This is a genomic window from Bradyrhizobium sp. LTSPM299 (assembly GCF_000938235.1).
Lineage (GTDB): Bacteria > Pseudomonadota > Alphaproteobacteria > Rhizobiales > Xanthobacteraceae > Bradyrhizobium.
Map to the genome: position 1 here is coordinate 17,813 of NZ_JYMU01000010.1, position 26,363 is coordinate 44,175.

A 26,363-nucleotide genomic window follows, 5' to 3' on the forward strand; every position below is an offset into this window, starting at 1 on the left:
GTTTCCATGGCGCGGCCAGCAGACCAAGCCGTGGCATCGCGTCCTCGCGCATGGCTGTTCGCCCGGGTGGGCGATGGAACGAGCACCATTATCGTGGGACCAGAAATGACCCTTAAGTTTCGTAATCTGCCAATCATCGCCAAGATCGCCGTGCCCGCAGCCATTATCGCGCTGGTCGCGATCGGCATCGTCGTCCAGGCTTCGCTGGCCCTGAGCCATCTGTCGGCGACCGCGTCCGACCTCGTGGATGGCAACGCCCGCCGCGTCGAGTACAGCCTGGAGGCCGAGAGCAATTTCAACAGCGCGGCGGTCAGCGAGAAGAACGTCATCCTCAGCGCCGCCGACACCAAGGCGATCGCGTCCAATATCGAGAGCTACAACAAGGCGACGGAAGCGACGCTTGCGGCCGTGGACCGCCTGGCGGCCATCACCACCGATGCCGGACAGCACCAGCTCATCGACACGCTGCGCAACGCCGTGAAGGACCGTCGCGACGCGAGCGCGAAGGTGTTCGAGCTAGTAAACGCGGGCAAGCTCGATGAGGCTTTCGCCTATTCGCGCAATGTCGCAGCCAAGCACCGCCAGATCGCGATGGAAGCGGGCGCCAGCCTGATCGCCACCAATGTGAAGGGCATGCAGGCCGCCCGCGACCAGGGTGTCGCCACCGCCGACCAGACCCGCCTGGTGCTGCTGTTCGGCGCCGCCGCAGGCCTGCTTTGCGCGTTCAATATCCTGGCCTGGATCGCGTTCAGCCAGATCGCGCGGCCGCTGTCGCGCATGACCGAGGAAATGACCAAGCTCGCCGCCGGCAATCTCGACATCGCTGTTGTCGGCGACGATCGCGCCGACGAGGTCGGCGGCCTCGCCAAGTCGCTGCTCGTGTTCAAGCAGAACGCGATCACGACCCGCCGCCTCGAGGCGGAGCAGCGCGAGGAGCAATTGCGCAAGGAAGCCCGGCAGCGCACCGTCGAGACGCATATATCGACGTTCGACAGCCAGGTGTCGGAGGCGTTGAACGCCCTGACTGCGGCATCGACCGAGATGCATGCGACCGCCGGCAGCATGACGGCGACCGCCGAGGAGACCAGCCGGCAGGCGACCTTCGTTGCCAGCGCGTCCAACGAGGCCTCGGCGAACGTCCAGACAGTGGCGGTCGCGACCGAGGAATTGCATGCCTCGATCAGCGAGATCACGCGCCAGGTGACGCAAGCCGCCGAGACCGCAAGAGCGGCGGTGGATGAAACCAATCGCACCAATACGACGGTCGCGAGCCTTGCCGCGGCGGCGCAGCGCATCGGCGAAGTGGTCTCGCTGATCCAGAACATCGCCTCGCAGACCAACCTGCTGGCGCTGAACGCCACGATCGAGGCGGCGCGCGCCGGCGAGTCCGGCAAGGGCTTTGCGGTCGTCGCCAATGAAGTGAAGACGCTTGCCACCCAGACCGCCAAGGCGACCGAGGAGATATCCTCGCAGATCGCCGCCATCCAGCAGGAAACCAGAGATGCGGTCGACGCCATCAAGACAATCGGCGGGACCATCGGACGAATGAGCGAAATCGCGGCGGCGATATCTGCCGCTGTCGAGCAGCAGAGCGCCGCGACACGCGATATCTCGAAGAACATCCAGGAGGTTTCGCGCGGCACCAGTGAGGTCTCGGCCAATGTCGGTAGCGTCAACGAAGCGGCCAACGAAACCGGCAGCGCGGCGACGCAAGTGCTGTCGGCCGCCGACGATCTCAGCCATCAGTCGGCCAAACTACGTACCGACGTCAGTTCATTCCTGGAAAAAATCCGCGCGGCCTGACCGCACGTCAGATACATCAGCTGCAGATACACCGCTGAAAGAGCGGTTCCGGTTGATCGGAACCGCTCTTTGCTTTGTCACATGACGCCGCTACGTGAACGCGCGCCTGTCACCAGAACGGACCGAACCCGAAGCCGAAGCTGAAGGGTGCCGGCGAAACATACGGATAAGGCCGGTAGTAGGAGGGCCGCCCATAATAATAGGGATCGTACGACCGATAATAGGGCCGGTAGGTGGGTCGGTCATACGGCCGGTAGCCGTAATGATAGTGGTGACGATAGTAATGACGATAACGGCGCTGCGCGCTCAAGTCCGTCACCTTGCCCAGATGCCGTTGTTGTGCAGCCGCCTGCGGCCTGGTTGGCGCCGCAGTAGTTGCCGATGCCGGTGCTGCCAATGCAAACACGCCGGCGACAGTGGCAACGCCGATCCATCTCATCATGATCAACTCCTGCAGATTTCGATGAACGTCATATCGGCCGCGCGAATCTGCCGGTTTCGTGGCTGAAAACGGCAACAGGCCCGCTGCTCACGGGCCTGTGTCCAATCTGCGCTGAAACGACGCGTCAACCAGAGCGTTTTCAAGCGAAGTGGCTACCGGTTCGCGTGAAGAAAACGCGTCAAAACAAAATTCTAGAGCCCCGTTCCGATTCCATCGGAACGGATAAAGGCTCTAACGGCGCCAGTGGCGACGATGCCAGCGATGATGATGATGCCGATGCCGCCACCAGCGTACTTCGGTCGTCGCCGGCTTGGCGTCCTGCTGCACCGCAGCCGCGGCGCCGGGACTGGCAAGTGATACCGCGTATGCGCGCTCGGTCGGCGCCGCCAATGCGAGCACGGCGCCAACTGCCGCCAGCCCCAGAACGTACGTCATCTTCATGAGTCGTCTCCTTGATTCCCGGATGTCACGTCTAGCAACGACGATTCGGATAGAATCGACCCCCGTTGCCGCAACGCAGATCGCAATCAGAGGACGGACGAGGTGAATGCGGAATGAATGACTGCGCCACGTTGATGAATACCGCGCGAGCCATCGGGTTCCAGCGCGGCACCCGAGATTTTCACGTCAGCGCGCAAAACCGGCGTAGACTATCGTCGTATCTTGCGAAGTGCCTTCTGCCGAAGGAGATCGCCATGACACAATCTGATAAGCGCAAATGGCTGACGCGCGCCGCGCTGAGCCCTGCAATATTGCTGCTGGCCGGTGTTGCCCATGCCTCGCAGGGACCGGGCGGCGGCATGGGAACGGCGAGTCAGCTCACGCAGCTGCTGATGGCCGTGATCGTCTATGGAACGTCGGGAATGATCATCGCAGCCGGATTGATCGGAGCGGCACGCGGCCGCTAGAGCGTTTTCGAGCGAAGTGGATACCGGTTCGCGTGAAGAAAACGCGTCAAAACAAGAATCTAGAGCTCCGTTCCGATTCCATCGGAACGGAAATCGCTCTTGCCCGCCAGCACAACTAGCCGCGCCGCCAATAGCAGTTCATGCGCGGCGTGATCACCGTGCCGCTCGGCCGGTATTCCTGCACATAGGTCGCGGTGCAGCTACGCACTGCATTGGGACCGGGATTGTAGTGTGGAACGACATCCGGCTCCCAATGATCGGGCGCGGACCGGTAGATCGGCACGCGCCGCAGCCGGCGGCGCTGCGGAGCCGTGTCGCTCGCGGCCGGTTGCGCCGCCTGGTCCAAGCGCGCTTCTGCTTTCGCAGACTGCGCCAGCGCTTCCGCTGCCGAAAGCGAGACCCCGACTGATGCTGCCAACAGCGCTGCTGCCACGATCCGTTTCATCACGCCACCCAAGCCCCTTTATCGGGGCTCACGGTCTCCTATCGCGCCGCCAAAATCAACTGCGCTGGCGCAGCCGGCGGCACTCGCGCTAAAGGAGTGTCATGTGGACCACAGCCAAAGCCCCCTCGCTCGCCGAAATGGAGGTCATGGCGCACGAGATTTTCGAGCGCCTGCCGAAGGCGTTCCGGACCCTCTGCGAGGGCCTGATCATACGTGTCGACGATTTCCCGACCGACGAGGTGCTCGAAGACATGCAGGCCGAAAGCGAATTCGACCTGCTCGGCCTGTTCCATGGGATCGGGTTGCCGCACCAGGGCCATGGCGACGTGGCCCGGCTGCCCAATTTGATCTGGCTCTACCGGCGGCCGATCCTGGATTACTGGGCGGAGCACGACGAGACCCTCGGTCATATCGTCCGCCACGTCCTGATCCACGAAATCGGCCACCATTTCGGCCTGTCCGACGCCGATATGGAGGCGATTGAGGCCAACGCGGGTAACTAGAGCGTTTTCCAGCTCCAGCCCTGCAGAAATCACCCTTTTACCGCTGTCATATTCGCGATAAATATCCCGCCCTTATCCCTCATTTTTTCGACCGGGAAGTGCATCGATGGACAAGTTCACCACGCTGGAAGGCGTCGCGGCGCCGCTGAAGATCATCAATGTCGACACCGACATGATCATTCCGAAGCAGTACCTCAAGACCATCAAGCGCACCGGCCTTGGGAAGGGGCTGTTCTCGGAACAGCGTTACAAGGATGACGGCAGCGAGAACCCCGATTTCGTTCTCAACCAGCCGGCCTATCGCAATACCAAGGTGCTGGTCGCCGGCGACAATTTCGGTTGTGGTTCGAGCCGCGAGCATGCCCCCTGGGCACTGCTCGACTTCGGCATCCGCTGCGTGATCTCGACCTCGTTCGGCGACATCTTCTACAACAATTGCTTCAAGAACGGCATCCTGCCGATCCGCGTGTCGCAGGAAGACCTCGACAAGCTGTTCGACGATGCCGAACGCGGCGCCAACGCGACGCTGACCATTGATCTGCCCAACCAGGAGATCCGCGGTCCTGATGGCGGCAAGGTGAAGTTCGAGATCGATCAGTTCCGCAAGCATTGCCTGATCAACGGCCTCGACGACATCGGGCTAACCATGGAAAAGAAGACGTCCATCGACGCCTATGAGGCCAAGTTGAAGGAACGTGCCTGGGCCTGAGACCTTCTCTCCATCAACACCCCGGTGCCATCGGCGCCGGGGCTTTTCTTTGCCGATTTGTCTTCACTGCAAAACCGCTTATAGCTCACGCGCATGCTGCCCGACATCGTCACCTTCTGGCACGGCCCGATGGATGCGTTGCGCCAGACTTGCCTGCGCTCGCAGGTGGCTGTCGGCCACAAGGTCACGGTCTACAGCTTCGATCCGATTCCCGGCCTCCCCGACGGCGTCGGCAATGCCGAGGCCGAGGCCGTGCTGCCGCATTCATTCTCCGAGAAGCTGCGCCCGCCGCAGCCCGACGGCTCATGGCGCGACTGGACCATTCTGCAATTCAGCGACTTCTTCCGCATGAAGCTGATGGCGCAGCGCGCCGGCCCAAATGATGCGCGCCTCTGGCTCGACGCCGACGTGCTGCTGCTGAAGCCGGTCGAGATCGATCCCGCAAAACCCTATTTCGCCTGGGAGCGGCCACGGCAGCTCGGCAATTCCGCGCTGTATTTGCCGCCGAATGATCCGATCGTGCGTGCCTTCGAAGAGCTGATGGCACAGGACGACCTCACCCCGAACTGGCTGGCACTGCGCCACCGCCTGACCTTTGCGATGCGCCGGCTACGCGGCAAATCAAATCGCTTGTCCGACATCCGCATCGCGATCTATGGCCCCGCCTCGCTGACAGCCTTGGCGCGCCGCGAAGACGAATTGCAGCACGCGCTGCCGAAGCAATCATTCTATGCGGTGCACGCCGAACCAAAGCTGTTCTTCGAGCCGTCGGATTTTTCGAGGTACCTGAACGATCCCGAAATCATCGGCCTGCACATCTCGCCGAAAGGACGCGGCAAGGACGCGCCGATACCGGGCAGCCTGTATGCATGGGCAACGGAGAAGTTCGGAATGTAGCCACGGCACTCCTTCCCCTCTCCCCTTGTGGGAGAGGGTGCGCTCGCAAAGCGAGCGCGGGTGAGGAGTTCTCTCCCCACGGTGAAATCTCGCGAGTGGAAAGAACCCCTCATCCGGCGCTTCGCGCCACCTTCTCCCACAAAGGGAGAAGGGAAGACAGACCGCGCTATTGCCCCATCGCGGCGATCGCATCTGCGATCGCAATTGTCCGGCGCGCGATCTCGGCATGCAGGCGTTCCACCATGCGGCCGTCGAGCTGGATCGCGCCGCGCGACGCATTCTCCGGCTTCGCGAACGCCGCGATGATCTTGCGCGCTTCGGTCACTTCGGCTTCGGGCGGCGTGAAGATGGCGTTGCAGGCATCGATGTGGCTCGGATGGATCAGCGTCTTGCCGTCGAAGCCGAGATCGCGGCCCTGCGCACATTCCTCGGCGAAGCCGTCGACATTGCCGATGTCGCCATAGGGGCCGTCGAGGATCTCCAGCCCGTGGGCGCGGGTCGCGAGAATGCAATGCGTGATCATCGGGATCATCGCCGCGCGGCCCGGCTTCATCCGGATCCGGGTTTCACGCGCGATGTCGTTTGGACCGAACACGAAGCCGGCCAGCCGCAGCTCTGAATCCTCCGATGCCGCGGCGAGCTTGTCGGCGTCGAGCACCGCGCGCGCGGTTTCGATCATGGCCCAGACCTTGATCGAGGCAGGGGCATTGACGTCGCTGAGGCGATTGGCGACGGCGTTGAGATCGGCGACGGTGGAGATCTTGGGAACCAGGATGCCGTCGGGCTGCGCCTTGCCGGCCATGCCGATGTCGTCGACCCACCAGGGCGAGTCGAGGGCATTGATGCGGATCAGCACCTCGCGCTTGCCGAACCCCTTGGCGGCGACCGCCTTGGCGATCTGGTCGCGCGCCACGGCCTTGGCGTCCGGCGCAACGGAATCCTCAAGGTCCAGGATAATGCCGTCCGCCGCCAGCGTCCGGGCCTTTTCCAGCGCCCGTGCATTCGATCCTGGCATGAACAACAGGCTGCGGCGCGGACGGGTCATCGGCATCTCCTCACGGAATTGGAACGGCGGACGTCCATTGTTTAGGCACTGATCAGGCACCGCTCTTCAACCCCTGCCCCTATCATCTCAGCCCCGATGTCGAAAGTCTTGTTCCGGTCACGAGCATGTGGTTAGCAAATGCCCATGCAGGCCTTTCCGAAGCAATTGATCGACGGCTACCGGACCTTCGCCACGCAGCGGCTGCCGACCGAGCAGTCGCGCTACCGCGAGCTGTCCGAACGTGGCCAGTCGCCGGAAACCATGCTGATCGGCTGCAGCGATTCCCGCGTCTCCCCGGAAGTGATCTTCGATGCCGGCCCCGGCGAACTGTTCGTGGTCCGCAACGTCGCCAATCTGGTTCCGGTCTATCAACCTGATAGCGGTACCCACGGCGTCTCGGCCGCGCTGGAATATGCCGTCAACGTGCTGAAGGTGAAGCATATCGTCGTGCTCGGGCACGCCCAGTGCGGCGGCATCCGCGCCTTCGTCGACAAGATCCAACCGCTGTCACCGGGTGACTTCATCGGCAAATGGATGCAGATGTTCGTCAAGCCGGGCGAAGTCGTCGAGCAGCGCGAGCATGAGAGCATGCAGGACTTCGTCGTCCGCATCGAGAAGGCCGCGGTGTTCCGCTCGCTGGAGAACCTAATGACGTTTCCGTTCGTGCGCGATGCCGTCGAGCGCGGCGAGATGCAGCTGCACGGCGCCTATTTCGGCGTCGCCAAGGGCTCGCTGTTCGTGCTCGATCCGGTCGCGAAGGAATTTCTCCCGGCGGAAGTCAGCGAATAGATTTTCCATTCGCTATTCGCCGCCGTGATCCCCGCTCCAGCGGTCGGACAGCGCGAGCATGAAGGCCGAGACCACGAACACCAGGTGCACGCCGACCAGCCAGCCGAGCTTGTTCGGATCGAACGCCGTATCCAGGTTCATGAAGGCTTTCAACACCTGAATGGCTGATATCGCGACGATCGAAGCCAGCAGCTTCTGCTTCAAGCCGCCGAAATCAACCTTGGTCATCCAGTCCGGCCAATCCGGGTGCCCTGCCGGATCGATCTTCGAGACGAAATTCTCGTAACCGGAAAATACCACGATCAGGATCAGATTGCCGGTCAGCGAGATGTCGATCAGCGAGAGCACGCCGAGGATAATGTCGGATTCCTTCGCCGCCGGCACATGCAGGATGAAATGCCACAGCTCCATGCAGAACTTGAGCAGCAACGCCGCAAGGCTGACGACAAGACCGAAATAAAACGGCGCCATCAGCCATCGGCTGTTGAACAGCAGGGCTTCGAAGCTGCGCTCGATACGTTTCAGCGTCGGATTCTGGCGATAGGGCGTGGGCTGTTCGGTCATTACACGGAGGTCCTCACGCCGCGATATCAGCTCGCTGTCAGGCCGCCTTCTTCTTCGCGCTGATCAGCTTGCGGTTGATCAGCACTTCGGCGATCTGGATCGCGTTCAGCGCGGCACCCTTGCGCAGATTGTCCGACACGCACCACAGCACGAGACCGTTCTCGACCGTCGCGTCCTCGCGGATACGGCTGATATAGGTGGCGTCCTCTCCCGCCGCCTCGTAAGGCGTGACGTAGCCGCCCGGCTCGCGCTTGTCGATCACGAGACATCCGGGTGCGTTGCGCAGGATATCGCGGGCTTCATCGGCCGAGATCGGATTCTCGAACTCGATGTTGACAGCTTCCGAATGGCCGACGAACACCGGCACCCGCACGCAGGTGGCGGTCAGCTTGATTTTGGGATCAAGAATCTTCTTGGTCTCCATCATCATCTTCCACTCTTCCTTGGTGTAGCCGTCCTCCATGAACACGTCGATCTCGGGGATCACGTTGAAGGCGATACGCTTGGGGAATTTCTTGTTGACGAGATCGCTGTTGGTGTAGACCGCCTTGGTCTGCGAGAATAGCTCGTCCATGGCATCCTTGCCGGCGCCCGACACCGATTGATAGGTCGAGACCACCACGCGCTTGATCACCGCTCTGTCGTGCAGCGGCTTCAACGCGACCACGAGCTGCGCGGTCGAGCAGTTCGGATTGGCGATGATGTTCTTTTTGGTGAAGCCGACAACCGCGTCCGCATTCACCTCCGGCACGATCAGCGGCACATCCGGGTCCATCCGCCAGACCGACGAATTGTCGATCACGACCGCGCCGGCGGCGCCGATCTTCGGCGACCACTCCTTGGAGACCGCACCGCCAGCCGACATCAGACAGATGTCGACGTCGGAGAAGTCGTAGTGCTCGAGCGCCTTGACCTTCAGGGTGCGGTCGCCATAGGAGACCTCGACGCCCATGCTGCGGCGTGACGCCAGCGCAACGACCTCGTCGGCGGGAAATTTGCGCTCGTCGAGAATGTTGAGCATTTCGCGCCCGACATTGCCGGTCGCGCCGACCACTGCGACTTTGTAACCCATCGTTCACTCTCCGACGAAAAATGCCCGTTCCCTTGCTAACAGCGGAAAGGGAAGAGGCAGCGCTTCTATGCGAGAAAGCCCATCAAGACAACGTTAGCGTTACCGTCGAGCGTTTTGATGCGTCTGTTTCGGGCCGATCGGGCCGCTCCCCACCATACGAGAATTCCCTCGGCGCTGACGAGCTTCGTCGACGAGGTCTACGCCACGCTGTCCCGGCTGTTCGCCTACGGCGCCGCGCTGGCGCTGTTCGGTGGTCTAGGCGTCTATCTATGGCAGCAGCTGCCGGACGCAACTGCGATGGAGCCCTCGGCCGCGAACTGGAGCCTGGCCAGCCGCTCGGCGCCGGCCTTTGCCGTGAGTCAGCTCGATCTACGCGATAAACCAGTGGCTTACGAGATTTTTCGGCATCCCGAGGGCGGCCGCAAGGACGTTTTCAGCTGGACCGATGCCGAGCATAGGCCGGCCGCCGAGTTGGACATCTACCGCCCTGGCGGCGAGACCGTGGAACCTGCGACCGCCTCGATTGCGGCGCAGCTCGATCCAGGCGGCGCGCATGCGCTCGAAGCGGCCGGGATCATCGACAGCAAGTTCGGCAGCGTCGCGCTGCTGCGCCCCGTGGCGCGGGATGGCGGCCGCTCCTGTCTCGGCTTTCTCAAGCAGGTCGACGCGCCGAATGTCCGGATTTCCGGCTGGACTTGCCAGGGCGCCGGCCTGCCGGCGCAGCGCGCGGCGATCAGCTGCATGCTCAACCGGCTGACCCTGCTGACCGCGGGCAATGACCCGAAGCTGGCCGAGATGTTTGCGCATGCCGAGCTGAGGCGCACGGACTGCGCATCCTCCGGCCCGCCCACGCTGTCATCGGACTGGGTCATGGGCAGCGAAAACCCGCAGATGCGTGGTGCGCTTTGATGGCGATACCGTGGCAAGACACTGGTTTTCATGAAACTTTTGCGCTTCTGGCCGCATTATGTCAGGCGGTGTGGCGCAATTGACCTAGTGACGAGCCGCCCGCCGCGGCTACAATGTGTTTAACTGATTTTGGCGACGCGCCAGCCCAACGGGCCGTACTGACGAGGACACGATGACCTTCAATTTTCCTGCCGCGAACAAGCTCGTGGTGTTGCTTGCTGCGGCTGCCGTCACCGCAACCGCGTTCGGCATGACCTCGGCCAGCGCCCAGACCCCAACCAAGCGCGACCAACAGCAATATGACCGCGACGGTCGCCGCTACTACGGCGCGCAGGGTCCGAACCGCGTCTACCAGCAGGGCCCCCGGACTCGCGTCTACGTCACCACCCGCTCGTGGCTCGATGCCGGCGTCGAAGTGCAGCCCGGCGACCGCAAGTTCAGCGACTATGCGTTCCCACCGGAGGTGGGCTATCCGTCGTTCGCGCGCGAAAACAACAACCGGCCGATCGATCGCCAGCCGCTCAGCCCGCCGTCTGATCTCGGCGGCTATCCGCGGACGTTCCCCCTGTATTGAGAATTTCAGCCATCAGCTGATGTGAAAATGGCCGGGGCAAAACCCGGCCATTTTGTTTGCTGTCATTCCGGGATGGTCCGAAGGACCAGACCCGGAATCTCGAGATTCCGGGTTCGATGCTTCGCATCGCCCCGGAATGACGACAAAAAACTTACGCGTGCAGCTTCTGCAATTCCTTCAGGATCGCGTCGCCCATCTGAGTGGTGCTGGCCGCCGTCGTTCCCTCCGACTTGATATCGGCCGTGCGCAATCCGCTGGCGAGCACCGCTGCAATCGCGGCATCGACCTTGTCGGCGAGATCGCCCATGTCGAACGAATAGCGCAGCGCCATGCCGAACGATGAAATCATCGCGATCGGGTTGGCGAGGCCCTTGCCGGCGATGTCGGGCGCCGAGCCGTGCACTGGCTCAAACAGCGAGCGGCGCTTCTTGGTCTTGGCGTCGACTTTGCCGAGCGAGGCCGACGGCAGCATGCCGAGCGAGCCGGTCAGCATCGCCGCGATATCGGACAGCATGTCGCCGAACAGATTGTCTGTGACGATGACGTCGAACTGCTTGGGCGCCTTCACCAGGTTCATGCCGCCGGAATCCGCGAGCTGATGCTCCAACGTGACATCCTGGTATTCGCGCGCATGGACCTGGGTCATGACCTCGTTCCAGAGCACGCCCGACTTCATGACGTTGCGCTTTTCCATCGACGTCACCTTGTTGCGGCGCTTGCGCGCGAGCTCGAAGGCGACGCGGCCGATACGCTCGATCTCGTAGGTATCGTAGACTTGGGTGTCGATCGCGCGCTTCTGACCGTTGCCGATATCGGTGATGGTCTTCGGCTCGCCGAAATAGACGCCGCCGGTGAGTTCGCGCACGATCATGATATCGAGGCCTTCGACCGCCTCGCGCTTCAGGCTGGAAGCATCGGCCAGCGCCGGATAACACACCGCCGGGCGCAGATTGGCGAACAGCTCAAGATCCTTGCGCAGCCGCAGCAGACCGGCCTCGGGACGCACCTCGTAGGGAACGCTGTCCCATTTGGGACCGCCGACCGCGCCGAAGATCACGGCGTCGGCCGCGACAGCCTTGGCCATGTCGCCTTCGGAGATCGCCACCTTGTGCGCGTCATAGGCCGAGCCGCCGACCAGCCCCTGCTCGGTCTCGAATGACGCGATTCCCTGCGCATTCAGCCAGTCGATCACGCGCTGCACCTCGGCCATCACTTCGGGGCCGATACCGTCGCCGGGGAGAAGCAGCAGTTTATGGGTCGCCATGGGTCTATCACCTTGTCCAACTCGTCATACCCGGCCTCGTGACGGGCATCCACGTCTTCTGCCTCAACCGGGGCCAAGCGTGGATGGCCGGGACAAGCCCGGCCATGACGACCAATTTCGTTGCGGGCGGAGTGCTAAAACGCCCGGGGCGGATTGGCAAGGCACCCCCGACGCGCCCCAGATGTCAGGAAATACCAAGTCAGATGCCAAGCGGCACCCGCGCCCTGATCGGGTCTGATTGCCCGTTTCGCAAGACAGTGTTGCCGCCCAAGGCGCTGGGCAGGACCGCTACGCCCTGCCACAATACCGGCGTTGCCGGAGTGATTTGTGAGAGCCCCCTCCCCGTCTTACGCGCATCCCGCGCGGCTGATCCTGATTCTGTCACTGGCGCCGACCGTAGGCCTCGGCATCGGCCGCTTTGCCTATGCGCTCGTGCTGCCCGACATGCGCGACACGCTGGCCTGGTCCTATTCGGCGGCCGGCTTCATGAACACGATCAATGCCGCCGGCTATCTGATCGGTGCGCTGGTCGCCTCTCGCCTGATCCAGCGTTTTGGGCTCGCGACATCGGTACGCTGGTCGACGCTGGTCTGCGTCGCGTCGCTGGCGCTCTCGGCCGTTTCGGGCAATTTCGTCGTGCTGAGCTTTGCCCGCCTGCTGATCGGCTTCGCCGCCGCGCTCGGGTTTGTCGGCGGCGGCGCGCTTGCGGCGACCATCGCCCAGTCACGGCCCGAGCGCGCGAACTTCCTGCTCAGCCTGTTCTATGCCGGGCCAGGTATCGGCATCCTGTCGTCGGGCCTGATCGCGCCGTTTGTCCTGCAGAGCTTCGGCGCGGGATCGTGGTGGATGGTGTGGTGGGCGATGACGCTGCTCTCGGTCATCATGACCGTGCCGCTGCTGCTCGCACCGTTCCATGCCGACGCCGTCACCGGCGGCTTCGTGCGAACGAAGTTCGCCGTCATGCCGGTCCTGATCTATCTCACCGGCTATTTTCTGTTCGGCGCGGGCTACATTGCCTACATGACCTTCATGATCGCCTATGTCCGCGACAGCGGCGGCGGCGCGGCGGCGCAGAGCGCGTTCTGGAGCCTGATCGGCGTCAGCGCCTTCGTGACGCCCTGGGTCTGGCGGCGCGTGCTGGCGCTCGACCGCGGCGGGCTCGCAACCACCATCATCCTCGGCGTCAATGCGTTCGGCGCCAGCCTGCCGATCTTCGGCCATTCGCCGCTGTTGCTCGCGGTCTCCGCGCTGGTGTTCGGTGTCGCCTTCTTCGCGGTGGTCGGCTCGACCACTGCCTTCGTCCGCTTCAACTACCCGCCGGAGTCCTGGCCGACCGCAATCGCCGCGATGACCATCGCCTTCGGCATCGGCCAGACGCTCGGCCCGATCGTGGTGGGCGCCATCACCGACGCGGTGGGCAATTTGTCGGTCGCGCTGAATGTTTCAGCCGCGATGCTGGCGCTGGGCGCGGTGCTGTCGCTGTTTCAGAGGAAGGTGGGGCCGTAGCAAAAACCGTCATTCCGGGATGGTCCGAAGGACCAGACCCGGAATCTCGAGATTCCGGGTTCGATGCTTGCGCATCGCCCCGGAATGACGTCGCGGGGTCAGCTTCCGCTGAACGAATTATACCCCTGGTCTTCCCAGTAGCCGCCCTTGTAGTCGTTGGTGACTTCCATCGAGAGCACGTATTTCGGATTCTTGAAGCCGAGTTTCGTGGGCACGCGGATCTTCATCGGGAAGCCGTAGGCGCGCGGCAGGATCTCGTCGGCGAATTTGAACGTCATCTGGGTTTGCGGATGCAGCGCGGTACGCATGTCCAGGGGCGAATTGTAGCCATCCTTGTCGGCGCACTGGAACCAGACGTATTTGGCGCTTGTGTCGGCTCCGACAATCTTGAGGAAATCGCGCAGCGGCGTGCCGGTCCAGCTGCCGATCGCGCTCCACCCCTCGACGCAGATGTGGCGCGTGACCTGCTTCACCTGCGGCAGCTTGTAGAGCTCATTCAGCGTCCAGGGCTTCTTGTTCTCGACCAGACCGCGCACGTCCAGCTTCCAGTCCGCGCCCGCGATCTCGGGCGCGTCGTCGAGATCGTAATAGGCGTTGAATGGAAACGGCTTGGTGATCATGCTCTCGGGGAAGGTCGGCGCCAGGGCATCGGGATTGAACATCCAGGCCTGCACGGCGTCGTTGAACTTCGAGACCTTCTTCAGCAGTTCCTCGGCCGACGAGCTGTCGATCACATCGCAGCCGGCGAGCAGCGTCAGCGCACCGAGGCTTGCCCCTGTCGTGATAAAACGGCGACGCGTCGGATCCGGCATCGCCTTCACGGCGTCGCGGACGAGCAGCGTCTTGTCGACACCGGGGATCAGGAGTTTGCGAAGACGTCCCATGATGGCCTCCTAGCGTCCGATGATCATGGCGCGCAGGCTCTTCGGCACCAAAACCGCAAGCGCGACATGAATCACCAGGAAGGCGACGATCAGCGCCATGCAGGTGAAGTGAACGTAGCGCGCGATATCATAGCCGCCGAAAAGCGCACTCAGCCAGTACAGTTGCACCGGCTTCCACATCGACAGGCCCGACAGCACGATGACTAGGCCGACGACGATGATGCCGGCATAGAGCAGCTTCTGCACGGAGTTGTATTTGCTGAGGTCGCCATGCGACAGCTTGAAGGTCAGCGCCGCCTTGGCATCCGAGATCACGCCATCAGGCGTGATCGGCAATAGCTTGCGGCGGAAGCGGCCGGTGACAAAGCCAAGGATCAAATAGACGAGTCCGTTGACCATCACCAGCCACATCGCGGCGAAGTGCCACAGCAGTCCGCCACCGAGCCAGCCGCCCAGCGTAAGGCTCGGGGAGAAGGTAAAATTGAACAGCGGCGAGGCGTTGTAGATCTGCCAGCCCGACATGATCATCAGGACCATTGCGACCGCATTGGTCCAGTGCAGCGCGCGCACCCAGGCCGGCTGGATCACCTTCGCTGGCGGCGAGGTGTCTGCATGGTCGTCACTGACGGCAAGGCTCGACATGGCGCTCTCTCGGGCTTTCTCTGATCGAGGTCGTTACCGGATTATACGCCGGGAACCGGGAGTCCGTTACAGGATCGCAGGCTATCAGTTCGAGGTACGCCACCTTTCGCGGTCACAAAAATGCGAGCCGGGAGGGGTCCCCGGCTCGCCGTTTCGCATGTCCTGTTGGGGACTAAACAGGGCTCTCAGGTGTTACGTCGCCGGCATCAGCACGGTGTCGATCACATGGATGACGCCGTTCGACTGGTTGACGTTCGAGATCGTCACCATTGCGGTGCCGCCCTTGGCATCGACGATCCAGACCTTGCCGTCCTGCTTCTTCACGGTGAGTTCCTCGCCCTCGACCGTCTTCAGCTTCTTGCCGTCGGAGAGGTCGGATGCCTCGAGCTTGCCGGGCACCACATGGTAGGTGAGGATCTTGGTCAATGTCGCCTTGTTCTCCGGCTTCACGAGCGTGTCGACGGTCCCGGCCGGCAGCTTGCCGAATGCCGCATTGGTCGGCGCGAACACCGTGAACGGGCCTTTGCTCTCCAGCGTATCGACCAGGCCTGCGGCCTTCACCGCGGCGACGAGGGTGGTGTGATCCTTCGAATTGACGGCGTTCTGGACAATGTTCTTGGACGGGAACATCGCGGCGCCGCCGACCATCACGGTCTTTTCCTCGGCGCGCGCGGGCGCGACGACGGTGGCTGTGATCGCGAGCGCGCTGAAGGCGGCGGCGGCGAGATAGGCAATACGCTTCGACATAGTTTCATCTCCCGGATGAGTGAGCTGCCGGCGAGACTTTGCCGGCGATGATGGGGCAACGACACGATGTGATCGGTGAGTGCGTCGTTGGCCCCAATTACGGGAGGTTCTTCGCGCAGTTTCGCCGGATAATTTATCGTGATGGCTGAAACTAATGTCAGGCGCGAACGTGGGACGATTGCGGCCCATCAACTCCACTCGATGGAATGGACAGTGCGCCGCCGCGAGCAATTTGCTTGCCGACGTTCCTTGATTGGTTCAGCCTGAGTTCAACTTCGCGACGAAAAGCGGAGACGGGAGGACGATCATGAGCAGCATCACGGCGGATGGACATTCCACGCCTGCGGTCGACCAGGCAGGCGGCAACGTCGGCCCGCTCGAGCAACAACATTTGCGACATGCCAATTACCGTGCGGTGGCTAGTGGCGCTGAGGTGACGAAAACGCATTGGCATATTGCCATCGCCAATGCGCTCGGCTGGGGCTTTGACGGCATGGACGGCGTGATCTTCGCGCTGGTGGCCCCGATGGTGATCAAGGAATTTGCGCTGACCCTGCCGGAATTTCGCTCGGGCATGCAGATCGCGCTGTTCATCGGCATCGCCGGCCTCTATTTCTGGCCGTGGCTGGCGGATCGCTTCGGCCGGCGCACGCTGCTTGCCGTCAACATCGCGCTGTTCTCGCTGCTGATGCCGGTTGCGGCGCTGTCGCCGACATTTGCGATTTTCGTGATGGCGCGTTCGCTGCTGTTCTTCGCACTCAATGGCGAATGGTCGCTCGGCTCGATGCTGGTGGCCGAGACCTGGCCGGCACGGTTGCGCGGGCGGGTGATCAGCATCACGCGATCGGCCTGGTGCCTCGGTGCCACGCTCGCGGGCGCCATCGCGGGGTTGGTCGCCGCCAATTTCGGCTGGCGTGCTGCGGTGATGGTGCCCGGCGTGATCGCGCTGCTCGCGATCTATATCCGTTCGACCTGTCCGGAATCGCCCCATTGGGTGCGCGCACAGGACCGCAAGCGACGCATCTCGGAGACGCTGGCGCGTGGCGGCTCGGTCAGCGCCGACGACAGCGCCTGGTTCGGCAAGGCCAAATCGGTCGGCATCCGCCAAGTGTTCATGCCCGACGTGCTGCCCGCAACGCTGGTCGCGCTGTTCGTGGCCTGCGCCAGCACCTGCATTTACGGCACGGTCGGCGCCTGGATGCCGCTCTATCTGTCGACCGAGAAGCACTGGTCGACCACGGAATACAGCCTGTTCTACGTGTTCTATGGCCTTTGCGGCTTCCTCGGATTGTGCACGGTCGGTTGGCTGATCGACAAGATCGGCCGCCGACGCACCTTCATCATCACGCTGATCGAGGGCGCCGTCTTCATGACGCTCTGGGTCTATTCCGAGAGCCACATCTGGCTCTGGACGTTCGGACTTGCCTGGTGTCTCGGCTTTCTCGGCTTCTGGGGCCCGAGCACGACGCTCACGGCCGAAGTATTCCCGACCCGCATCCGCGGCGCCGCCAACGGCGTAGTCTGGGCGATCGCCTACTTCGTCGGTTTCGTGCTGTTCCCCTTCGTCAGCATCGCGCTGCAGCAGCACACCGGCTCGTTCGCACTGTCGTTCCTCTGCATCCCCGTGCTGATGATCGCGATGGCGATCGGTGTCTTCCTGTGGGTGCCCGAGCATTCGGGGAAGGAGTTGAACGAGATCATCGAGTGATCCGGCCATAGATTGTAGCCCAGATGAAGCGCAGCGAAATCCGGGAGCAGTCTCTCCGCGGAAAGACCGCCCCCCGGATTGCGCTTCGCTCCATCCGGGCTACGCAGCTAATCCCTGTTATGCGGCGTCTGAATGAACCCGCGGTTATGCGTCGGGCTGATCAGGATCTCGTTCATGCAGACCCGCGCCGGCATGCCGGCGACGAAGGCGATGGTGCGGCCGCAATCTTCGGGCTGCAGCATTTTTGCCTGCTCGGCTTCGGTCGGCACCACCGGCCGCAGCTTCAGGATCGGGGTTGCGACCTCGCCGGGCGACAGGCAGCAGGCGCGCAGGCCGTTGACGCATTCGTCCATGTTGAAGGAATGGGTCAGCGCCAACACCGCGTGCTTGGTCGTGGTGTAAGCCGGCCCGGGCATTTTGGAGACGTGGCGGCCCGCCCAGGAGGCGACATTGATAATGCAGCCGTCCTGCTGCTTGCGCATCGTCGGCAGCACGGCACGCATGCAATAGAGCACGCCGTTGAGGTTGACCTCGACCAGCTTGTCCCAGCCCTCCAGCTCCATGTCGGCCCAGCTTCGCTTCGGCACATTGATGCCGGCGCTGTTGACCAGGAGATCGATGCGGCCGTGTTTGGCGATGATCGCCTCCGCCGCCTTGTTGACGTCGGCCTTGTGGCTGACGTCGAGCGGGATGGCCTCCGCCTTGCCGCCCTTTTTCGTGATGTTGGCCACCACGCGATCCAGCTCTTCCTTGCGGCGGCCGGAGACCACCACCGTCCAGCCGTCCACTGCCAGGAATTCCGCCCCGGATTCGCCGATTCCGGTACCGCCACCGGTGACCCAGGCCACGCGTTTCCCATGATTTGTCATGCAAACTGTCTCCGTTGCTTTCCGAAGGGCGTTTTTGCTAATCCAACCGGAGTTTTCCGGCTCTTTCGCCCCTCTCGGGATGTTGCATGAACATGACTGCTAACGCCAACCTGTTTTCCCGCCTGTTCGACGGCCTCGACAACCCCTCGCGGCTCGCGATCGAACAACTCGACGGCAGCCACATTTCCTATGGCGACCTGATCGCGCGCGCCGGCCAGATGGCGAACGTGCTGGTCAACAGGGGCGTCAAGCCGGGCGATCGCGTCGCGGCGCAGACCGAGAAATCGGTCTCCGGCCTCGTGCTCTATCTCGCGACCGTGCGGGCCGGCGGCGTCTATTTGCCGCTCAATACCGCCTATACGCTGAATGAGCTCGAATACTTCATCACCGACGCCGAGCCGGCGCTGGTGGTGTGCGATCCCTCGAAATTCGAAGGCATCACCGTGATTGCCGCCAAGGTGAATGCGAAGGTCGAGACGCTCGATGCCACGGGCAAGGGCTCGCTGACGGACGCGGCCGACACCGCGAACAAGGACTTCGCGACCGTCGTGCGCGGCAATGATGACCTCGCCGCGATCCTCTATACGTCAGGCACCACCGGGCGCTCCAAGGGCGCGATGCTGTCGCACGACAATCTCGCGTCGAACTCGTACTCGCTGGTCGATTACTGGCACTTCACCGACAAGGACGTGCTGATCCACGCGCTGCCGATCTACCATACCCACGGCCTGTTCGTGGCGAGCAACGTCACGCTGTTCGCGCGGGCATCGATGATCTTCCTGCCGAAGTTCGATCCGGACCTGATCGTGAAGCTGATGGCACGCGCGACCGTGATGATGGGCGTGCCGACCTTCTACACCCGTCTCTTGCAGAATCCCGCGTTGAACAAGGATTCGACGAAGCACATGCGGCTGTTCATCTCGGGTTCCGCGCCGCTGCTCGCCGATACCCACCGCGAATGGTCTGCCCGCACCGGCCACGCCGTGCTCGAGCGCTACGGCATGACCGAAACCAACATGAACACCTCCAACCCCTATGACGGCGAGCGCGTACCCGGCGCGGTCGGCCGCGCGCTGCCCGGCGTCTCCGTGCGGGTCACCGATCCGGAGACGGGCAAAGAGCTGGCGCCGGAAACCATCGGCATGATCGAGGTCAAGGGCCCGAACGTCTTCCAGGGCTACTGGCGGATGCCGGAAAAGACAAAGGCCGAGTTCCGCGGCGACGGCTTCTTCATTACCGGCGACCTCGGCAAGATCGACGGCAAGGGCTATGTCCACATCCTCGGCCGCGGCAAGGATCTGGTGATCTCCGGCGGCTTCAACGTCTATCCGAAGGAAATCGAGAGCGAGATCGACGCCATGCCCGGCGTGGTCGAGTGCGCCGTGATCGGCGTGCCGCATGCCGATTTCGGCGAAGGCGTTACCGCGGTCGTGGTCTGCAGTAAGGGCGCCGATGTCAGCGAAGCCTCGGTGCTGAAGGCACTGGACGGACAACTCGCAAAATTCAAGATGCCCAAACGTGTCTTCGTCGTCGACGAATTGCCGCGCAACGCAATGGGCAAGGTGCAGAAGAATATTTTGCGGGATACGTATAGGGATATTTATACGAAGGTTTGAGGAAGCGGGAGCATCGCGAGGGCAATGAAACGGGAGCAGGCTGACCGGATTTGCGATCACCTAATCGATGCCTTCGAAGCAATGGGCAAGGCGGATATGGCCATTGCGGGACTTGGGAAGGAGGAGCGGCATAGGTTCGACCACCTGCTTCACGAGGTCGTCCGGGACTTAGAAGACAAGCTCCTCCTTCCGATTTGCGAACAATATCCGGACTTGCTGCCACCCGAAGAGGAGTGGGAGCGGCCTGAAATCTGTAGCGAGCTCACATGGAGCGAGGTGAAACTTCCATCGTTCGTCACCGAAAATCAGCTCGACGAGATGATCTTCTCACTCTTGAAACCTCAATGGCGAAAGACGGCGATGTTCCTGATCTATGCCGAAAAACGCTGCAAGGAGCTTGGTTGGCTTATCGGCGATGAAGCGATCGCGGCCCGATTGCAGGTGCTCTCCGATTCCAATCGTATCGAAGGCATCGGCGATCTGCGAATTTGGCGTGGGAGCGAAGTACGGTTGAAGGATTAGGCGGCTACTGCCCTGACAAAAGACTGGTCACAAACCGTCCGCCGACGATGAAGAGATACGCGCCAAACGCCATCTCAAGTGCCCGCTTCGACAGCGCGTGCGCGACCTTCACGCCGAGCCGCGCCGTCATAAGTGTCGTCGGCATCACCAAGAGCGCCCCGATCAGCGAGACGTAGCCGAGCGCGAACGGCAATTGCAGTGCGGCGACGTCGGGAAAGCGCGCGGCCGTTGGCCAGCCGGCATAGACATAGCCGAGCGCGCCGGGGATCGAGATCAGCACCGCAAGCGCGGATGAGGTCGCGACCGCCTGGTGGATCGGCCGGCCGTAGAAGGTCATCAGCAAGTTGGCGAACAGCCCGCCGCCGATGCCCATCAGCGTCGACAGCAGGCCGACGAAGAAGCCGTAGACGCGCATCAAAAGGCCCTTCGGCACGTCGTCGCCGAGCTTCCATGTGTCGCGCGCCAGCAGCAATCGTGCTGCTGCCGACCACGCCACCAGCACGAACACGATCTTGAACAGCCGCTCCGGCGCGAAACGCGCCGTGACGCTTCCGACAGCGACACCGAGCATGATCGGCAGCCACCATCTCTTGAGGATCTCCATGTCGACTGCGCCTCGGCGGTAATGGGCGCGGAACGAGCTCAGCGAGGTCGGGATGATAATGGCGAGTGAGGTGCCGATGCAAAGCGGCATCCGTACCTCGAGTGGCACCCCGGCGAGCCGGAAGCACTCGTAGAACACCGGCACTAGGATCGCGCCACCGCCGATTCCGAACACGCCGGCGAGAAAGCCGGACAGCGCCCCGACCGCGATCAGCAACAACGCAAGTTCAGCAAGTTCTTTGGGGTCGAGGCCGGCCATCATGTCCTTGGGAGAAACGTTTGGTGTTTATGGCCGCCAAGACGCAAGCCCGGCGTTGGCCTTTTGCGACCACGAGCAATAACCCCTTCCGGGTCGTAGATTCCGCATATCCGCTCGGCTCTGGATGAATGGCCTCGACACGCCGGTTGGTGCAGTGCGGTATGGCGCAGGCGTTGTGGGTGGAGCGTCATGGCAAGTGGTGAAGGATCTCACCGCTGGCGGGTTGCAGCGTCTGCTCATCGACCACAAGCCGGCGCCGACACCGCTGCACCCGGCCTTCGAACCGTCGCGGCGCGTATCACCTAAGGTCAGGGCATTCGTCGATTATCTGGCCAGGCGGTGACGCGGCAGCGACGGGTACGAGGCCGCTCCACTGAATCGATTCCGAAATAGAGAATTTTAGTTCATTCCTTTGTTCAGATAGCGCCGGGTCTGGTATACCAGCCTGCGGATCAACCTGATTTCGGCTGCGCTAACAATGAACTTCGGTTCGACCGAAGGCTATTTGGCCGTTGCGCGGACTGGTTCGACTCCGTAAATAGAATTTATCTACCGCGTTCCCCGATGGGCCGGCCGCGGCCCCACAAAACACAAAGCCGCCGATGACCGCCAGGATCGAACGACCGCTTTCGCCTCACTTGCAGACCTATCGCTGGACCCTGACGATGGCGCTGTCCATCGTCCACCGCGCCACCGGCGTGGCGCTCTATTTCGGCACCCTGCTGCTGGCCTGGTGGCTGATTGCAGCCGCCTCCGGCCCCACCGCCTACGCCCATGTCCAGGCCTTCACCGGCAGCGTGATCGGCAAGCTGATCGTGTTCGGCTACACTTGGGCGCTGATGCATCACCTCTGCAGCGGTATCCGGCATTTCGTCTGGGATCTCGGCTACGGCTTCAAGGCCAATGAGCGCGAAGCGCTGACCTGGGGCGCGCTGGTCGCCGGCATCGCGCTGACCGTGCTGGTCTGGATCATTGCCTACGCTGTCGGAGGTGGACGATGAGCGGCCCCTCCTCGATGCGCACGCCGCTGGCGCGCGTCCGCAATCTCGGGTCGTCGCATACCGGCACCGGCGACTTCTGGCGCCAACGCCTCACGGCGGTCGGCATGACGTTGCTGATCGTGCCCGTGATCGTAGTCGTTATCATGCTGCTCGGCCGCAACCAGGCCGGTGCGGCGCAAATCCTCGGCTCGCTGCCGATCGCCATCATCCTGCTGCTCTTCATCATCGCCAGCGCCTGGCACATGAAGATCGGCATGCAGGTCGTGATCGAAGACTACGTGATTAACGAGAAGCTGAAGATTGCGAGCGTGATGGCCAATAATTTCTTCTGCTTCGTGGTCGCGATGACCTCGATCTACGCAATCCTCAAATTGTCGTCGGGAGTATAATCGATGGCCGGTGAAGGAAACGGCAAGGCCACCAACGGCAGTGGTCCGGCCACGAACGGCAAAGCCTACCCGATCCAGGATCACACCTACGACGTCGTCGTGGTCGGCGCCGGCGGCGCGGGCCTGCGCGCCGTGGTCGGCTGCTCCGAAGCCGGCTTGCGCACTGCCTGCATCACCAAGGTGTTCCCGACCCGCTCGCACACCGTCGCGGCGCAAGGCGGCATCTCGGCCTCGCTCGGCAACATGCATCCGGACGACTGGCGCTGGCACATGTACGACACCGTGAAGGGGTCGGACTGGCTCGGCGACCAGGACGCGATCGAATACATGGTGCGCAATGCGCCCGACGCCGTCTACGAGCTCGAGCATTGGGGCGTGCCGTTCTCGCGCACCGAGGATGGCAAGATCTATCAGCGCCCGTTCGGCGGCATGACGCTGGACTACGGCAAGGGCCAGGCACAGCGCACCTGCGCCGCCGCCGACCGCACCGGCCACGCGATGCTGCACACGATGTACGGCCAGTCGCTGCGCCATGCGGCCGAGTTCTTCATCGAGTTCTTCGCCATCGACCTGATCATGGACGATCAGGGCACCTGCCGCGGCGTCATCGCGCTCAAGCTCGACGACGGCACGCTGCATCGCTTCCGTGCCCAGACCACGATTCTCGCGACCGGCGGCTATGGCCGCGCCTACGCCTCCTGCACCTCGGCGCACACCTGCACCGGCGACGGCGGCGGCATGGTGCTGCGCGCCGGCCTGCCGATGCAGGACATGGAGTTCGTCCAGTTCCATCCGACCGGCATCTACGGCTCGGGCTGTCTCGTCACCGAAGGCGCGCGCGGCGAAGGCGGCTATCTCGTCAATTCCGAGGGTGAGCGCTTCATGGAGCGCTATGCGCCATCGGCCAAGGATCTCGCCTCGCGCGACGTCGTTTCGCGCGCGATGACGATCGAGATCCGCGAGGGCCGCGGCGTCGGCAAGAAGAAGGATCACATCTTCCTGCACCTCGATCACCTCGATCCGAAGGTGCTACATGAGCGGCTGCCGGGCATCTCCGAATCGGCGAAGATCTTCGCCAATGTCGACGTCACCCGCGAACCGATCCCGATCGTGCCGACCGTGCACTACAACATGGGCGGCATCGCCACCAACTACCACGCCGAAGTCCTGACCAAGCGCAACGGCGACGACAATTCGGTGGTGCCGGGCCTGATGGCGATCGGCGAAGCGGCCTGCGTCTCAGTGCATGGCGCCAACCGCCTCGGCTCCAACTCGCTGATCGACCTCGTCGTGTTCGGCCGCGCGGCGGCGCTGCGGCTGGCCGACAAGCTGACCGCGAACGCCAAGCAGCCGGAACTGCCGCAGGATTCCGCCGACCTCGCGCTCGGCCGGCTCGATCACTTCCGCCATGCCTCCGGCGGCACGCCGACCGCGAAGCTGCGCGACAGCATGCAGCACGTGATGCAGAACAATTGCGCGGTGTTCCGCACCGGCGATTTGCTGCAGGAAGGCCAGAACCTGATCCACAAGGTCTATGGCGGCATCGGTGACGTCTCGGTCTCCGACCGCTCGCTGGTGTGGAACTCGGATCTGGTCGAGACCCTCGAATTCGACAATCTGATCGTGCAGGCGGTCGTGACGATGGATTCGGCGGCCAACCGCACCGAAAGCCGCGGCGCGCATGCCCGCGAGGACTTCGCCGCGCGCGACGACAAGAACTGGATGAAGCACACGCTGGCGTGGATCGATGCCGGCGGCAAGACCGCGATCGACTACCGTCCGGTGCACGATTACACGATGACCAACGACGTGCAGTACATCCCGCCGAAGGCGCGGGTCTACTGAGCGGGTCTACTAAGAACGAAGGCTAGCAAGCATGGTTGAATTCGCACTTCCGAAGAATTCGAGGATTTCCGGCGGCAAGACCTGGCCGAAGCCTTCCGGCGCGACCGAGACGCGCGAATTCAGGGTCTATCGCTGGAATCCGGACGACGGCAAGAATCCGAGCGTCGACACCTATCAGGTCGACGTCCACGATTGCGGCCCGATGGTGCTGGACGGCCTGATCTGGATCAAGAACCACATCGATCCGACCCTGACCTTCCGCCGCTCCTGCCGCGAGGGTGTCTGCGGCTCCTGCGCGATGAACATCGACGGCCAGAACACGCTGGCCTGCACCAAGTCGATGCACGACGTGGCTTCCGGCGGTGCGGTGAAGGTCAATCCGCTGCCGCATCAGCCGGTGGTCAAGGACCTCGTCCCCGACCTCACCAATTTCTACGCCCAATACGCCTCGATCGAACCGTGGCTGAAGACGGTGACGCCGACGCCGCAGAAGGAGTGGAGGCAGAGCCACGAGGACCGCGAGAAGCTGGACGGCCTCTATGAATGCATCCTGTGCGCGTGCTGCTCGACCTCGTGCCCGAGCTATTGGTGGAACAGCGAGCGCTTCCTCGGTCCCGCCGCGCTGCTGCAGGCGAACCGCTGGGTCACCGATAGCCGCGACGAGGCGACCGGCGAGCGGCTCGACAATCTCGAGGACCCGTTCCGCCTCTATCGCTGCCACACAATCATGAACTGCGCCAAGGCGTGCCCGAAGGGCCTCAACCCCTCGGAAGCGATCGCCGAGCTCAAGCTCAAGCTGGTCGAACGCCAGATTTGATCTGGCGCAACGCGGTCAGGCGCTGCGGGTAGTAGGACCGACCATGGCCTCCGGCAACCGTCGAGCTCAGGGGCCATTGCGGAATCGTCAGGCTGCGCGCCGACGATACGGCGTCGCCATTTCCACCTGACCGTGCGACCAGCCGAGTCGGCAAGAAATTGTGAGAGCTCATTTCGGCGCAAGTCGCTGCGGGCGGACACTGGCGACGGTCCCGACCAAGATCTAGGCGGCAGCAACCGGCAGGCCGAGCCCCTCGACGGTGTGTTTTGCGTCCAGACCACCGTCAACTGGAATATTGACGCCGTTGACCCAGCGGGCGGCGTCGGTTGTCAGAAACAGAACGAGGGGGGCGATGTCATCGGGTGTACCTGCGCGACCGACAGCCGCAATATTCTTTGATACTTCGGCTTCACCCAACGTCGCCCAGAATTCCTTCAGGATCGGAGTTTCCACCGGACCGGGGCTAATGGCGTTTACTCGAACGCTGCGCGTTAAAAGGCGTTGCGAGACTTGCAGTGTCCAGAGTACGACCATCTCCTTTGACAGTGGATAAGCTAAGGCATCATCGATTGTGTGCTGCTGGCAGAGGCTTTCAACATCGGGCATGCCCTCGACGGCGATCAGCTTGCTTGCAAGCGTCACATTGTCGCGCCAGTCGCGCGAGGCGATGGAGGCGATGTTCACGACGGAGCCACCCCGCGGCATACGGGACGACACCTGCTCCGTTAGGTGCCTCAGACCATAGAAATTGATGCCTAGTGTCATGGCCGCACCCACCACACTGGACACGCCGGCGACGTTAAGTAGGGCATCGACAGAACCGGGAAGCTGCTGGATCGCATTGTCGATCGATGCCGCCGAGGACAGGTCCACCTGAACGAAGGCCGACTGAGTGTGAGCGGGAGCGACGAGGTCCATTCCATAGACACTGGCGCCGCAATAGGACGCGAGCTGCGCAACCCTGGCACCGATGCCCGAACTGATGCCGGTGATAACGATTGTCTTTCCTAGCAAATTCATCTCATGCGTCT

30 protein-coding genes are annotated in these 26,363 nt (G+C 62.7%); 17 read left to right on the forward strand and 13 right to left on the reverse strand.

All coding sequences use genetic code 11. The features are described from left to right. The first annotated feature begins 105 nt into the window (after window positions 1-105). Window positions 106-1,803, forward strand: a complete 1,698-nt coding sequence (locus tag UP10_RS07415) for a methyl-accepting chemotaxis protein (RefSeq protein ID WP_044586723.1) — start codon at window positions 106-108, stop codon at window positions 1,801-1,803. Between the two features lie 109 nt (window positions 1,804-1,912). Here UP10_RS07415 and UP10_RS07420 read toward each other — a convergent pair whose 3' ends face one another. Together UP10_RS07420 and UP10_RS07425 are read right to left on the reverse strand one after the other, a co-directional pair. Then, window positions 1,913-2,245 (reverse strand): hypothetical protein, encoded by a 333-nt coding sequence (locus UP10_RS07420; protein ID WP_044586801.1) that lies wholly within the window; start codon window positions 2,243-2,245, stop codon window positions 1,913-1,915. A gap of 231 nt (window positions 2,246-2,476) precedes the next feature. After that, window positions 2,477-2,686, reverse strand: coding sequence for a hypothetical protein (locus UP10_RS07425; RefSeq protein WP_044586724.1), 210 nt, complete (start codon window positions 2,684-2,686; stop codon window positions 2,477-2,479). A 254-nt stretch (window positions 2,687-2,940) separates the two neighbouring features. Between UP10_RS07425 and UP10_RS07430 the strand changes: the two genes are divergently transcribed. Next, complete coding sequence (locus UP10_RS07430) at window positions 2,941-3,153, forward strand: hypothetical protein (RefSeq protein WP_044586802.1); 213 nt, start codon at window positions 2,941-2,943, stop codon at window positions 3,151-3,153. 115 nt (window positions 3,154-3,268) lie between these two features. Here UP10_RS07430 and UP10_RS07435 read toward each other — a convergent pair whose 3' ends face one another. Continuing rightward, on the reverse strand, window positions 3,269-3,598 hold the full coding sequence (locus UP10_RS07435) for a hypothetical protein (protein WP_044586725.1): 330 nt from the start codon (window positions 3,596-3,598) through the stop codon (window positions 3,269-3,271). Window positions 3,599-3,699: 101 nt separating this feature from the next. Between UP10_RS07435 and UP10_RS07440 the strand changes: the two genes are divergently transcribed. From UP10_RS07440 to UP10_RS07450, 3 genes are all read left to right on the forward strand, one after another. Next, complete coding sequence (locus UP10_RS07440; protein ID WP_044586726.1) at window positions 3,700-4,101, forward strand: metallopeptidase family protein; 402 nt, start codon at window positions 3,700-3,702, stop codon at window positions 4,099-4,101. Window positions 4,102-4,207: 106 nt separating this feature from the next. Then, window positions 4,208-4,810 carry a 3-isopropylmalate dehydratase small subunit gene (gene leuD / locus UP10_RS07445; protein ID WP_044539642.1) on the forward strand — a complete coding sequence of 201 codons (603 nt, stop codon included), beginning with the start codon at window positions 4,208-4,210 and terminating at the stop codon, window positions 4,808-4,810. Window positions 4,811-4,903: 93 nt separating this feature from the next. Then, window positions 4,904-5,707, forward strand: coding sequence for a hypothetical protein (locus UP10_RS07450; RefSeq protein ID WP_044586727.1), 804 nt, complete (start codon window positions 4,904-4,906; stop codon window positions 5,705-5,707). 166 nt (window positions 5,708-5,873) lie between these two features. Here the strand turns inward: UP10_RS07450 and UP10_RS07455 are convergent, their stop codons facing one another. Next, the gene (locus UP10_RS07455) at window positions 5,874-6,752 is read right to left on the reverse strand and encodes an HpcH/HpaI aldolase/citrate lyase family protein (RefSeq protein ID WP_044586803.1); all 879 of its coding nucleotides are present in this window, start codon (window positions 6,750-6,752) and stop codon (window positions 5,874-5,876) included. Between the two features lie 144 nt (window positions 6,753-6,896). Between UP10_RS07455 and UP10_RS07460 the strand changes: the two genes are divergently transcribed. Next, complete coding sequence (locus UP10_RS07460; RefSeq protein WP_044539644.1) at window positions 6,897-7,541, forward strand: carbonic anhydrase; 645 nt, start codon at window positions 6,897-6,899, stop codon at window positions 7,539-7,541. Window positions 7,542-7,553: 12 nt separating this feature from the next. Here the strand turns inward: UP10_RS07460 and UP10_RS07465 are convergent, their stop codons facing one another. Continuing rightward, on the reverse strand, window positions 7,554-8,105 hold the full coding sequence (locus UP10_RS07465) for a TIGR00645 family protein (protein WP_044586728.1): 552 nt from the start codon (window positions 8,103-8,105) through the stop codon (window positions 7,554-7,556). 37 nt (window positions 8,106-8,142) lie between these two features. Then, a complete protein-coding gene (locus tag UP10_RS07470; protein WP_044586729.1) occupies window positions 8,143-9,177 on the reverse strand; it encodes an aspartate-semialdehyde dehydrogenase in 1,035 nt (344 codons plus the stop codon). 117 nt (window positions 9,178-9,294) lie between these two features. Here UP10_RS07470 and UP10_RS07475 point away from each other — a divergent pair, with 117 nt between their 5' ends. Together UP10_RS07475 and UP10_RS07480 are read left to right on the forward strand one after the other, a co-directional pair. Next, on the forward strand, window positions 9,295-10,086 hold the full coding sequence (locus UP10_RS07475; RefSeq protein ID WP_044586730.1) for a hypothetical protein: 792 nt from the start codon (window positions 9,295-9,297) through the stop codon (window positions 10,084-10,086). Window positions 10,087-10,258: 172 nt separating this feature from the next. Then, complete coding sequence (locus UP10_RS07480) at window positions 10,259-10,660, forward strand: hypothetical protein (protein ID WP_044540746.1); 402 nt, start codon at window positions 10,259-10,261, stop codon at window positions 10,658-10,660. A gap of 151 nt (window positions 10,661-10,811) precedes the next feature. Here the strand turns inward: UP10_RS07480 and leuB are convergent, their stop codons facing one another. Continuing rightward, window positions 10,812-11,924: a 3-isopropylmalate dehydrogenase gene (gene leuB / locus UP10_RS07485; RefSeq protein ID WP_044586731.1), complete on the reverse strand. Its 1,113-nt coding sequence runs from the start codon at window positions 11,922-11,924 to the stop codon at window positions 10,812-10,814. Window positions 11,925-12,251: 327 nt separating this feature from the next. Here leuB and UP10_RS07490 point away from each other — a divergent pair, with 327 nt between their 5' ends. After that, window positions 12,252-13,430, forward strand: coding sequence for a YbfB/YjiJ family MFS transporter (locus UP10_RS07490; protein WP_044586732.1), 1,179 nt, complete (start codon window positions 12,252-12,254; stop codon window positions 13,428-13,430). A 98-nt stretch (window positions 13,431-13,528) separates the two neighbouring features. On the opposite strand, the gene UP10_RS07495 is transcribed toward UP10_RS07490, so the two are convergent. The 3 genes from UP10_RS07495 to UP10_RS07505 form a co-directional block, all read right to left on the reverse strand. Next, the gene (locus UP10_RS07495; protein ID WP_044586733.1) at window positions 13,529-14,314 is read right to left on the reverse strand and encodes a molybdopterin-dependent oxidoreductase; all 786 of its coding nucleotides are present in this window, start codon (window positions 14,312-14,314) and stop codon (window positions 13,529-13,531) included. Window positions 14,315-14,323: 9 nt separating this feature from the next. Next, window positions 14,324-14,956 (reverse strand): cytochrome b/b6 domain-containing protein, encoded by a 633-nt coding sequence (locus tag UP10_RS07500; RefSeq protein WP_044586734.1) that lies wholly within the window; start codon window positions 14,954-14,956, stop codon window positions 14,324-14,326. Window positions 14,957-15,148: 192 nt separating this feature from the next. Beyond that, on the reverse strand, window positions 15,149-15,703 hold the full coding sequence (locus UP10_RS07505; protein WP_044586735.1) for a fasciclin domain-containing protein: 555 nt from the start codon (window positions 15,701-15,703) through the stop codon (window positions 15,149-15,151). A gap of 307 nt (window positions 15,704-16,010) precedes the next feature. On the opposite strand from UP10_RS07505, the gene UP10_RS07510 reads away from it, so the two are divergent. Further along, window positions 16,011-17,411: an MFS transporter gene (locus UP10_RS07510; protein ID WP_044586736.1), complete on the forward strand. Its 1,401-nt coding sequence runs from the start codon at window positions 16,011-16,013 to the stop codon at window positions 17,409-17,411. A gap of 107 nt (window positions 17,412-17,518) precedes the next feature. Here the strand turns inward: UP10_RS07510 and UP10_RS07515 are convergent, their stop codons facing one another. Beyond that, window positions 17,519-18,280 (reverse strand): SDR family oxidoreductase, encoded by a 762-nt coding sequence (locus tag UP10_RS07515; protein ID WP_044586737.1) that lies wholly within the window; start codon window positions 18,278-18,280, stop codon window positions 17,519-17,521. A gap of 86 nt (window positions 18,281-18,366) precedes the next feature. Between UP10_RS07515 and UP10_RS07520 the strand changes: the two genes are divergently transcribed. Beyond that, window positions 18,367-19,896 (forward strand): malonate--CoA ligase, encoded by a 1,530-nt coding sequence (locus tag UP10_RS07520; RefSeq protein ID WP_044586738.1) that lies wholly within the window; start codon window positions 18,367-18,369, stop codon window positions 19,894-19,896. A gap of 24 nt (window positions 19,897-19,920) precedes the next feature. Next, complete coding sequence (locus UP10_RS07525; RefSeq protein ID WP_044586739.1) at window positions 19,921-20,418, forward strand: hypothetical protein; 498 nt, start codon at window positions 19,921-19,923, stop codon at window positions 20,416-20,418. A 4-nt stretch (window positions 20,419-20,422) separates the two neighbouring features. Here UP10_RS07525 and UP10_RS07530 read toward each other — a convergent pair whose 3' ends face one another. Then, entirely contained in the window at window positions 20,423-21,283 is an 861-nt protein-coding gene (locus UP10_RS07530) for a sulfite exporter TauE/SafE family protein (protein WP_044586740.1), read from the reverse strand. 103 nt (window positions 21,284-21,386) lie between these two features. On the opposite strand from UP10_RS07530, the gene UP10_RS07535 reads away from it, so the two are divergent. From UP10_RS07535 to UP10_RS07555, 5 genes are all read left to right on the forward strand, one after another. Further along, window positions 21,387-21,623 (forward strand): LysR substrate-binding domain-containing protein, encoded by a 237-nt coding sequence (locus tag UP10_RS07535; RefSeq protein WP_283807643.1) that lies wholly within the window; start codon window positions 21,387-21,389, stop codon window positions 21,621-21,623. A gap of 259 nt (window positions 21,624-21,882) precedes the next feature. Then, window positions 21,883-22,281, forward strand: coding sequence for a succinate dehydrogenase, cytochrome b556 subunit (gene sdhC / locus UP10_RS07540; RefSeq protein WP_044586742.1), 399 nt, complete (start codon window positions 21,883-21,885; stop codon window positions 22,279-22,281). Between the two features lie 14 nt (window positions 22,282-22,295). Further along, window positions 22,296-22,670, forward strand: a complete 375-nt coding sequence (sdhD, locus tag UP10_RS07545) for a succinate dehydrogenase, hydrophobic membrane anchor protein (RefSeq protein WP_082077015.1) — start codon at window positions 22,296-22,298, stop codon at window positions 22,668-22,670. A 3-nt stretch (window positions 22,671-22,673) separates the two neighbouring features. Then, window positions 22,674-24,515, forward strand: coding sequence for a succinate dehydrogenase flavoprotein subunit (gene sdhA, locus UP10_RS07550; protein ID WP_044540761.1), 1,842 nt, complete (start codon window positions 22,674-22,676; stop codon window positions 24,513-24,515). A 31-nt stretch (window positions 24,516-24,546) separates the two neighbouring features. Continuing rightward, window positions 24,547-25,332 carry a succinate dehydrogenase iron-sulfur subunit gene (locus tag UP10_RS07555; protein ID WP_044586744.1) on the forward strand — a complete coding sequence of 262 codons (786 nt, stop codon included), beginning with the start codon at window positions 24,547-24,549 and terminating at the stop codon, window positions 25,330-25,332. A gap of 222 nt (window positions 25,333-25,554) precedes the next feature. On the opposite strand, the gene UP10_RS43985 is transcribed toward UP10_RS07555, so the two are convergent. Continuing rightward, entirely contained in the window at window positions 25,555-26,352 is a 798-nt protein-coding gene (locus tag UP10_RS43985; protein ID WP_044586745.1) for a coniferyl-alcohol dehydrogenase, read from the reverse strand. Window positions 26,353-26,363: the final 11 nt, after the last annotated feature.

What these genes read in the sequence shown, in the direction of transcription:
- UP10_RS07480 (WP_044540746.1), top strand. Translation starts at nt 10,259, where the DNA reads ATGACCTTCAATTTTCCTGCCGCGAACAAGCTCGTGGTGTTGCTTGCT.
- UP10_RS07530 (WP_044586740.1), bottom strand. Translation starts at nt 21,283, where the DNA reads ATGATGGCCGGCCTCGACCCCAAAGAACTTGCTGAACTTGCGTTGTTG.
- sdhA (WP_044540761.1), top strand. Translation starts at nt 22,674, where the DNA reads ATGGCCGGTGAAGGAAACGGCAAGGCCACCAACGGCAGTGGTCCGGCC.
- UP10_RS07475 (WP_044586730.1), top strand. Translation starts at nt 9,295, where the DNA reads ATGCGTCTGTTTCGGGCCGATCGGGCCGCTCCCCACCATACGAGAATT.
- UP10_RS07525 (WP_044586739.1), top strand. Translation starts at nt 19,921, where the DNA reads ATGAAACGGGAGCAGGCTGACCGGATTTGCGATCACCTAATCGATGCC.
- UP10_RS07415 (WP_044586723.1), top strand. Translation starts at nt 106, where the DNA reads ATGACCCTTAAGTTTCGTAATCTGCCAATCATCGCCAAGATCGCCGTG.
- UP10_RS07465 (WP_044586728.1), bottom strand. Translation starts at nt 8,105, where the DNA reads ATGACCGAACAGCCCACGCCCTATCGCCAGAATCCGACGCTGAAACGT.
- UP10_RS07450 (WP_044586727.1), top strand. Translation starts at nt 4,904, where the DNA reads ATGCTGCCCGACATCGTCACCTTCTGGCACGGCCCGATGGATGCGTTG.
- UP10_RS07500 (WP_044586734.1), bottom strand. Translation starts at nt 14,956, where the DNA reads ATGTCGAGCCTTGCCGTCAGTGACGACCATGCAGACACCTCGCCGCCA.
- UP10_RS07515 (WP_044586737.1), bottom strand. Translation starts at nt 18,280, where the DNA reads ATGACAAATCATGGGAAACGCGTGGCCTGGGTCACCGGTGGCGGTACC.
- sdhD (WP_082077015.1), top strand. Translation starts at nt 22,296, where the DNA reads ATGCGCACGCCGCTGGCGCGCGTCCGCAATCTCGGGTCGTCGCATACC.
- UP10_RS07555 (WP_044586744.1), top strand. Translation starts at nt 24,547, where the DNA reads ATGGTTGAATTCGCACTTCCGAAGAATTCGAGGATTTCCGGCGGCAAG.
- UP10_RS07520 (WP_044586738.1), top strand. Translation starts at nt 18,367, where the DNA reads ATGAACATGACTGCTAACGCCAACCTGTTTTCCCGCCTGTTCGACGGC.
- UP10_RS07425 (WP_044586724.1), bottom strand. Translation starts at nt 2,686, where the DNA reads ATGAAGATGACGTACGTTCTGGGGCTGGCGGCAGTTGGCGCCGTGCTC.
- UP10_RS43985 (WP_044586745.1), bottom strand. Translation starts at nt 26,352, where the DNA reads ATGAATTTGCTAGGAAAGACAATCGTTATCACCGGCATCAGTTCGGGC.
- UP10_RS07420 (WP_044586801.1), bottom strand. Translation starts at nt 2,245, where the DNA reads ATGATGAGATGGATCGGCGTTGCCACTGTCGCCGGCGTGTTTGCATTG.
- UP10_RS07505 (WP_044586735.1), bottom strand. Translation starts at nt 15,703, where the DNA reads ATGTCGAAGCGTATTGCCTATCTCGCCGCCGCCGCCTTCAGCGCGCTC.
- UP10_RS07455 (WP_044586803.1), bottom strand. Translation starts at nt 6,752, where the DNA reads ATGACCCGTCCGCGCCGCAGCCTGTTGTTCATGCCAGGATCGAATGCA.
- sdhC (WP_044586742.1), top strand. Translation starts at nt 21,883, where the DNA reads ATGACCGCCAGGATCGAACGACCGCTTTCGCCTCACTTGCAGACCTAT.
- leuB (WP_044586731.1), bottom strand. Translation starts at nt 11,924, where the DNA reads ATGGCGACCCATAAACTGCTGCTTCTCCCCGGCGACGGTATCGGCCCC.
- UP10_RS07440 (WP_044586726.1), top strand. Translation starts at nt 3,700, where the DNA reads ATGTGGACCACAGCCAAAGCCCCCTCGCTCGCCGAAATGGAGGTCATG.
- UP10_RS07430 (WP_044586802.1), top strand. Translation starts at nt 2,941, where the DNA reads ATGACACAATCTGATAAGCGCAAATGGCTGACGCGCGCCGCGCTGAGC.
- UP10_RS07495 (WP_044586733.1), bottom strand. Translation starts at nt 14,314, where the DNA reads ATGGGACGTCTTCGCAAACTCCTGATCCCCGGTGTCGACAAGACGCTG.
- leuD (WP_044539642.1), top strand. Translation starts at nt 4,208, where the DNA reads ATGGACAAGTTCACCACGCTGGAAGGCGTCGCGGCGCCGCTGAAGATC.
- UP10_RS07470 (WP_044586729.1), bottom strand. Translation starts at nt 9,177, where the DNA reads ATGGGTTACAAAGTCGCAGTGGTCGGCGCGACCGGCAATGTCGGGCGC.
- UP10_RS07460 (WP_044539644.1), top strand. Translation starts at nt 6,897, where the DNA reads ATGCAGGCCTTTCCGAAGCAATTGATCGACGGCTACCGGACCTTCGCC.
- UP10_RS07510 (WP_044586736.1), top strand. Translation starts at nt 16,011, where the DNA reads ATGAGCAGCATCACGGCGGATGGACATTCCACGCCTGCGGTCGACCAG.
- UP10_RS07435 (WP_044586725.1), bottom strand. Translation starts at nt 3,598, where the DNA reads ATGAAACGGATCGTGGCAGCAGCGCTGTTGGCAGCATCAGTCGGGGTC.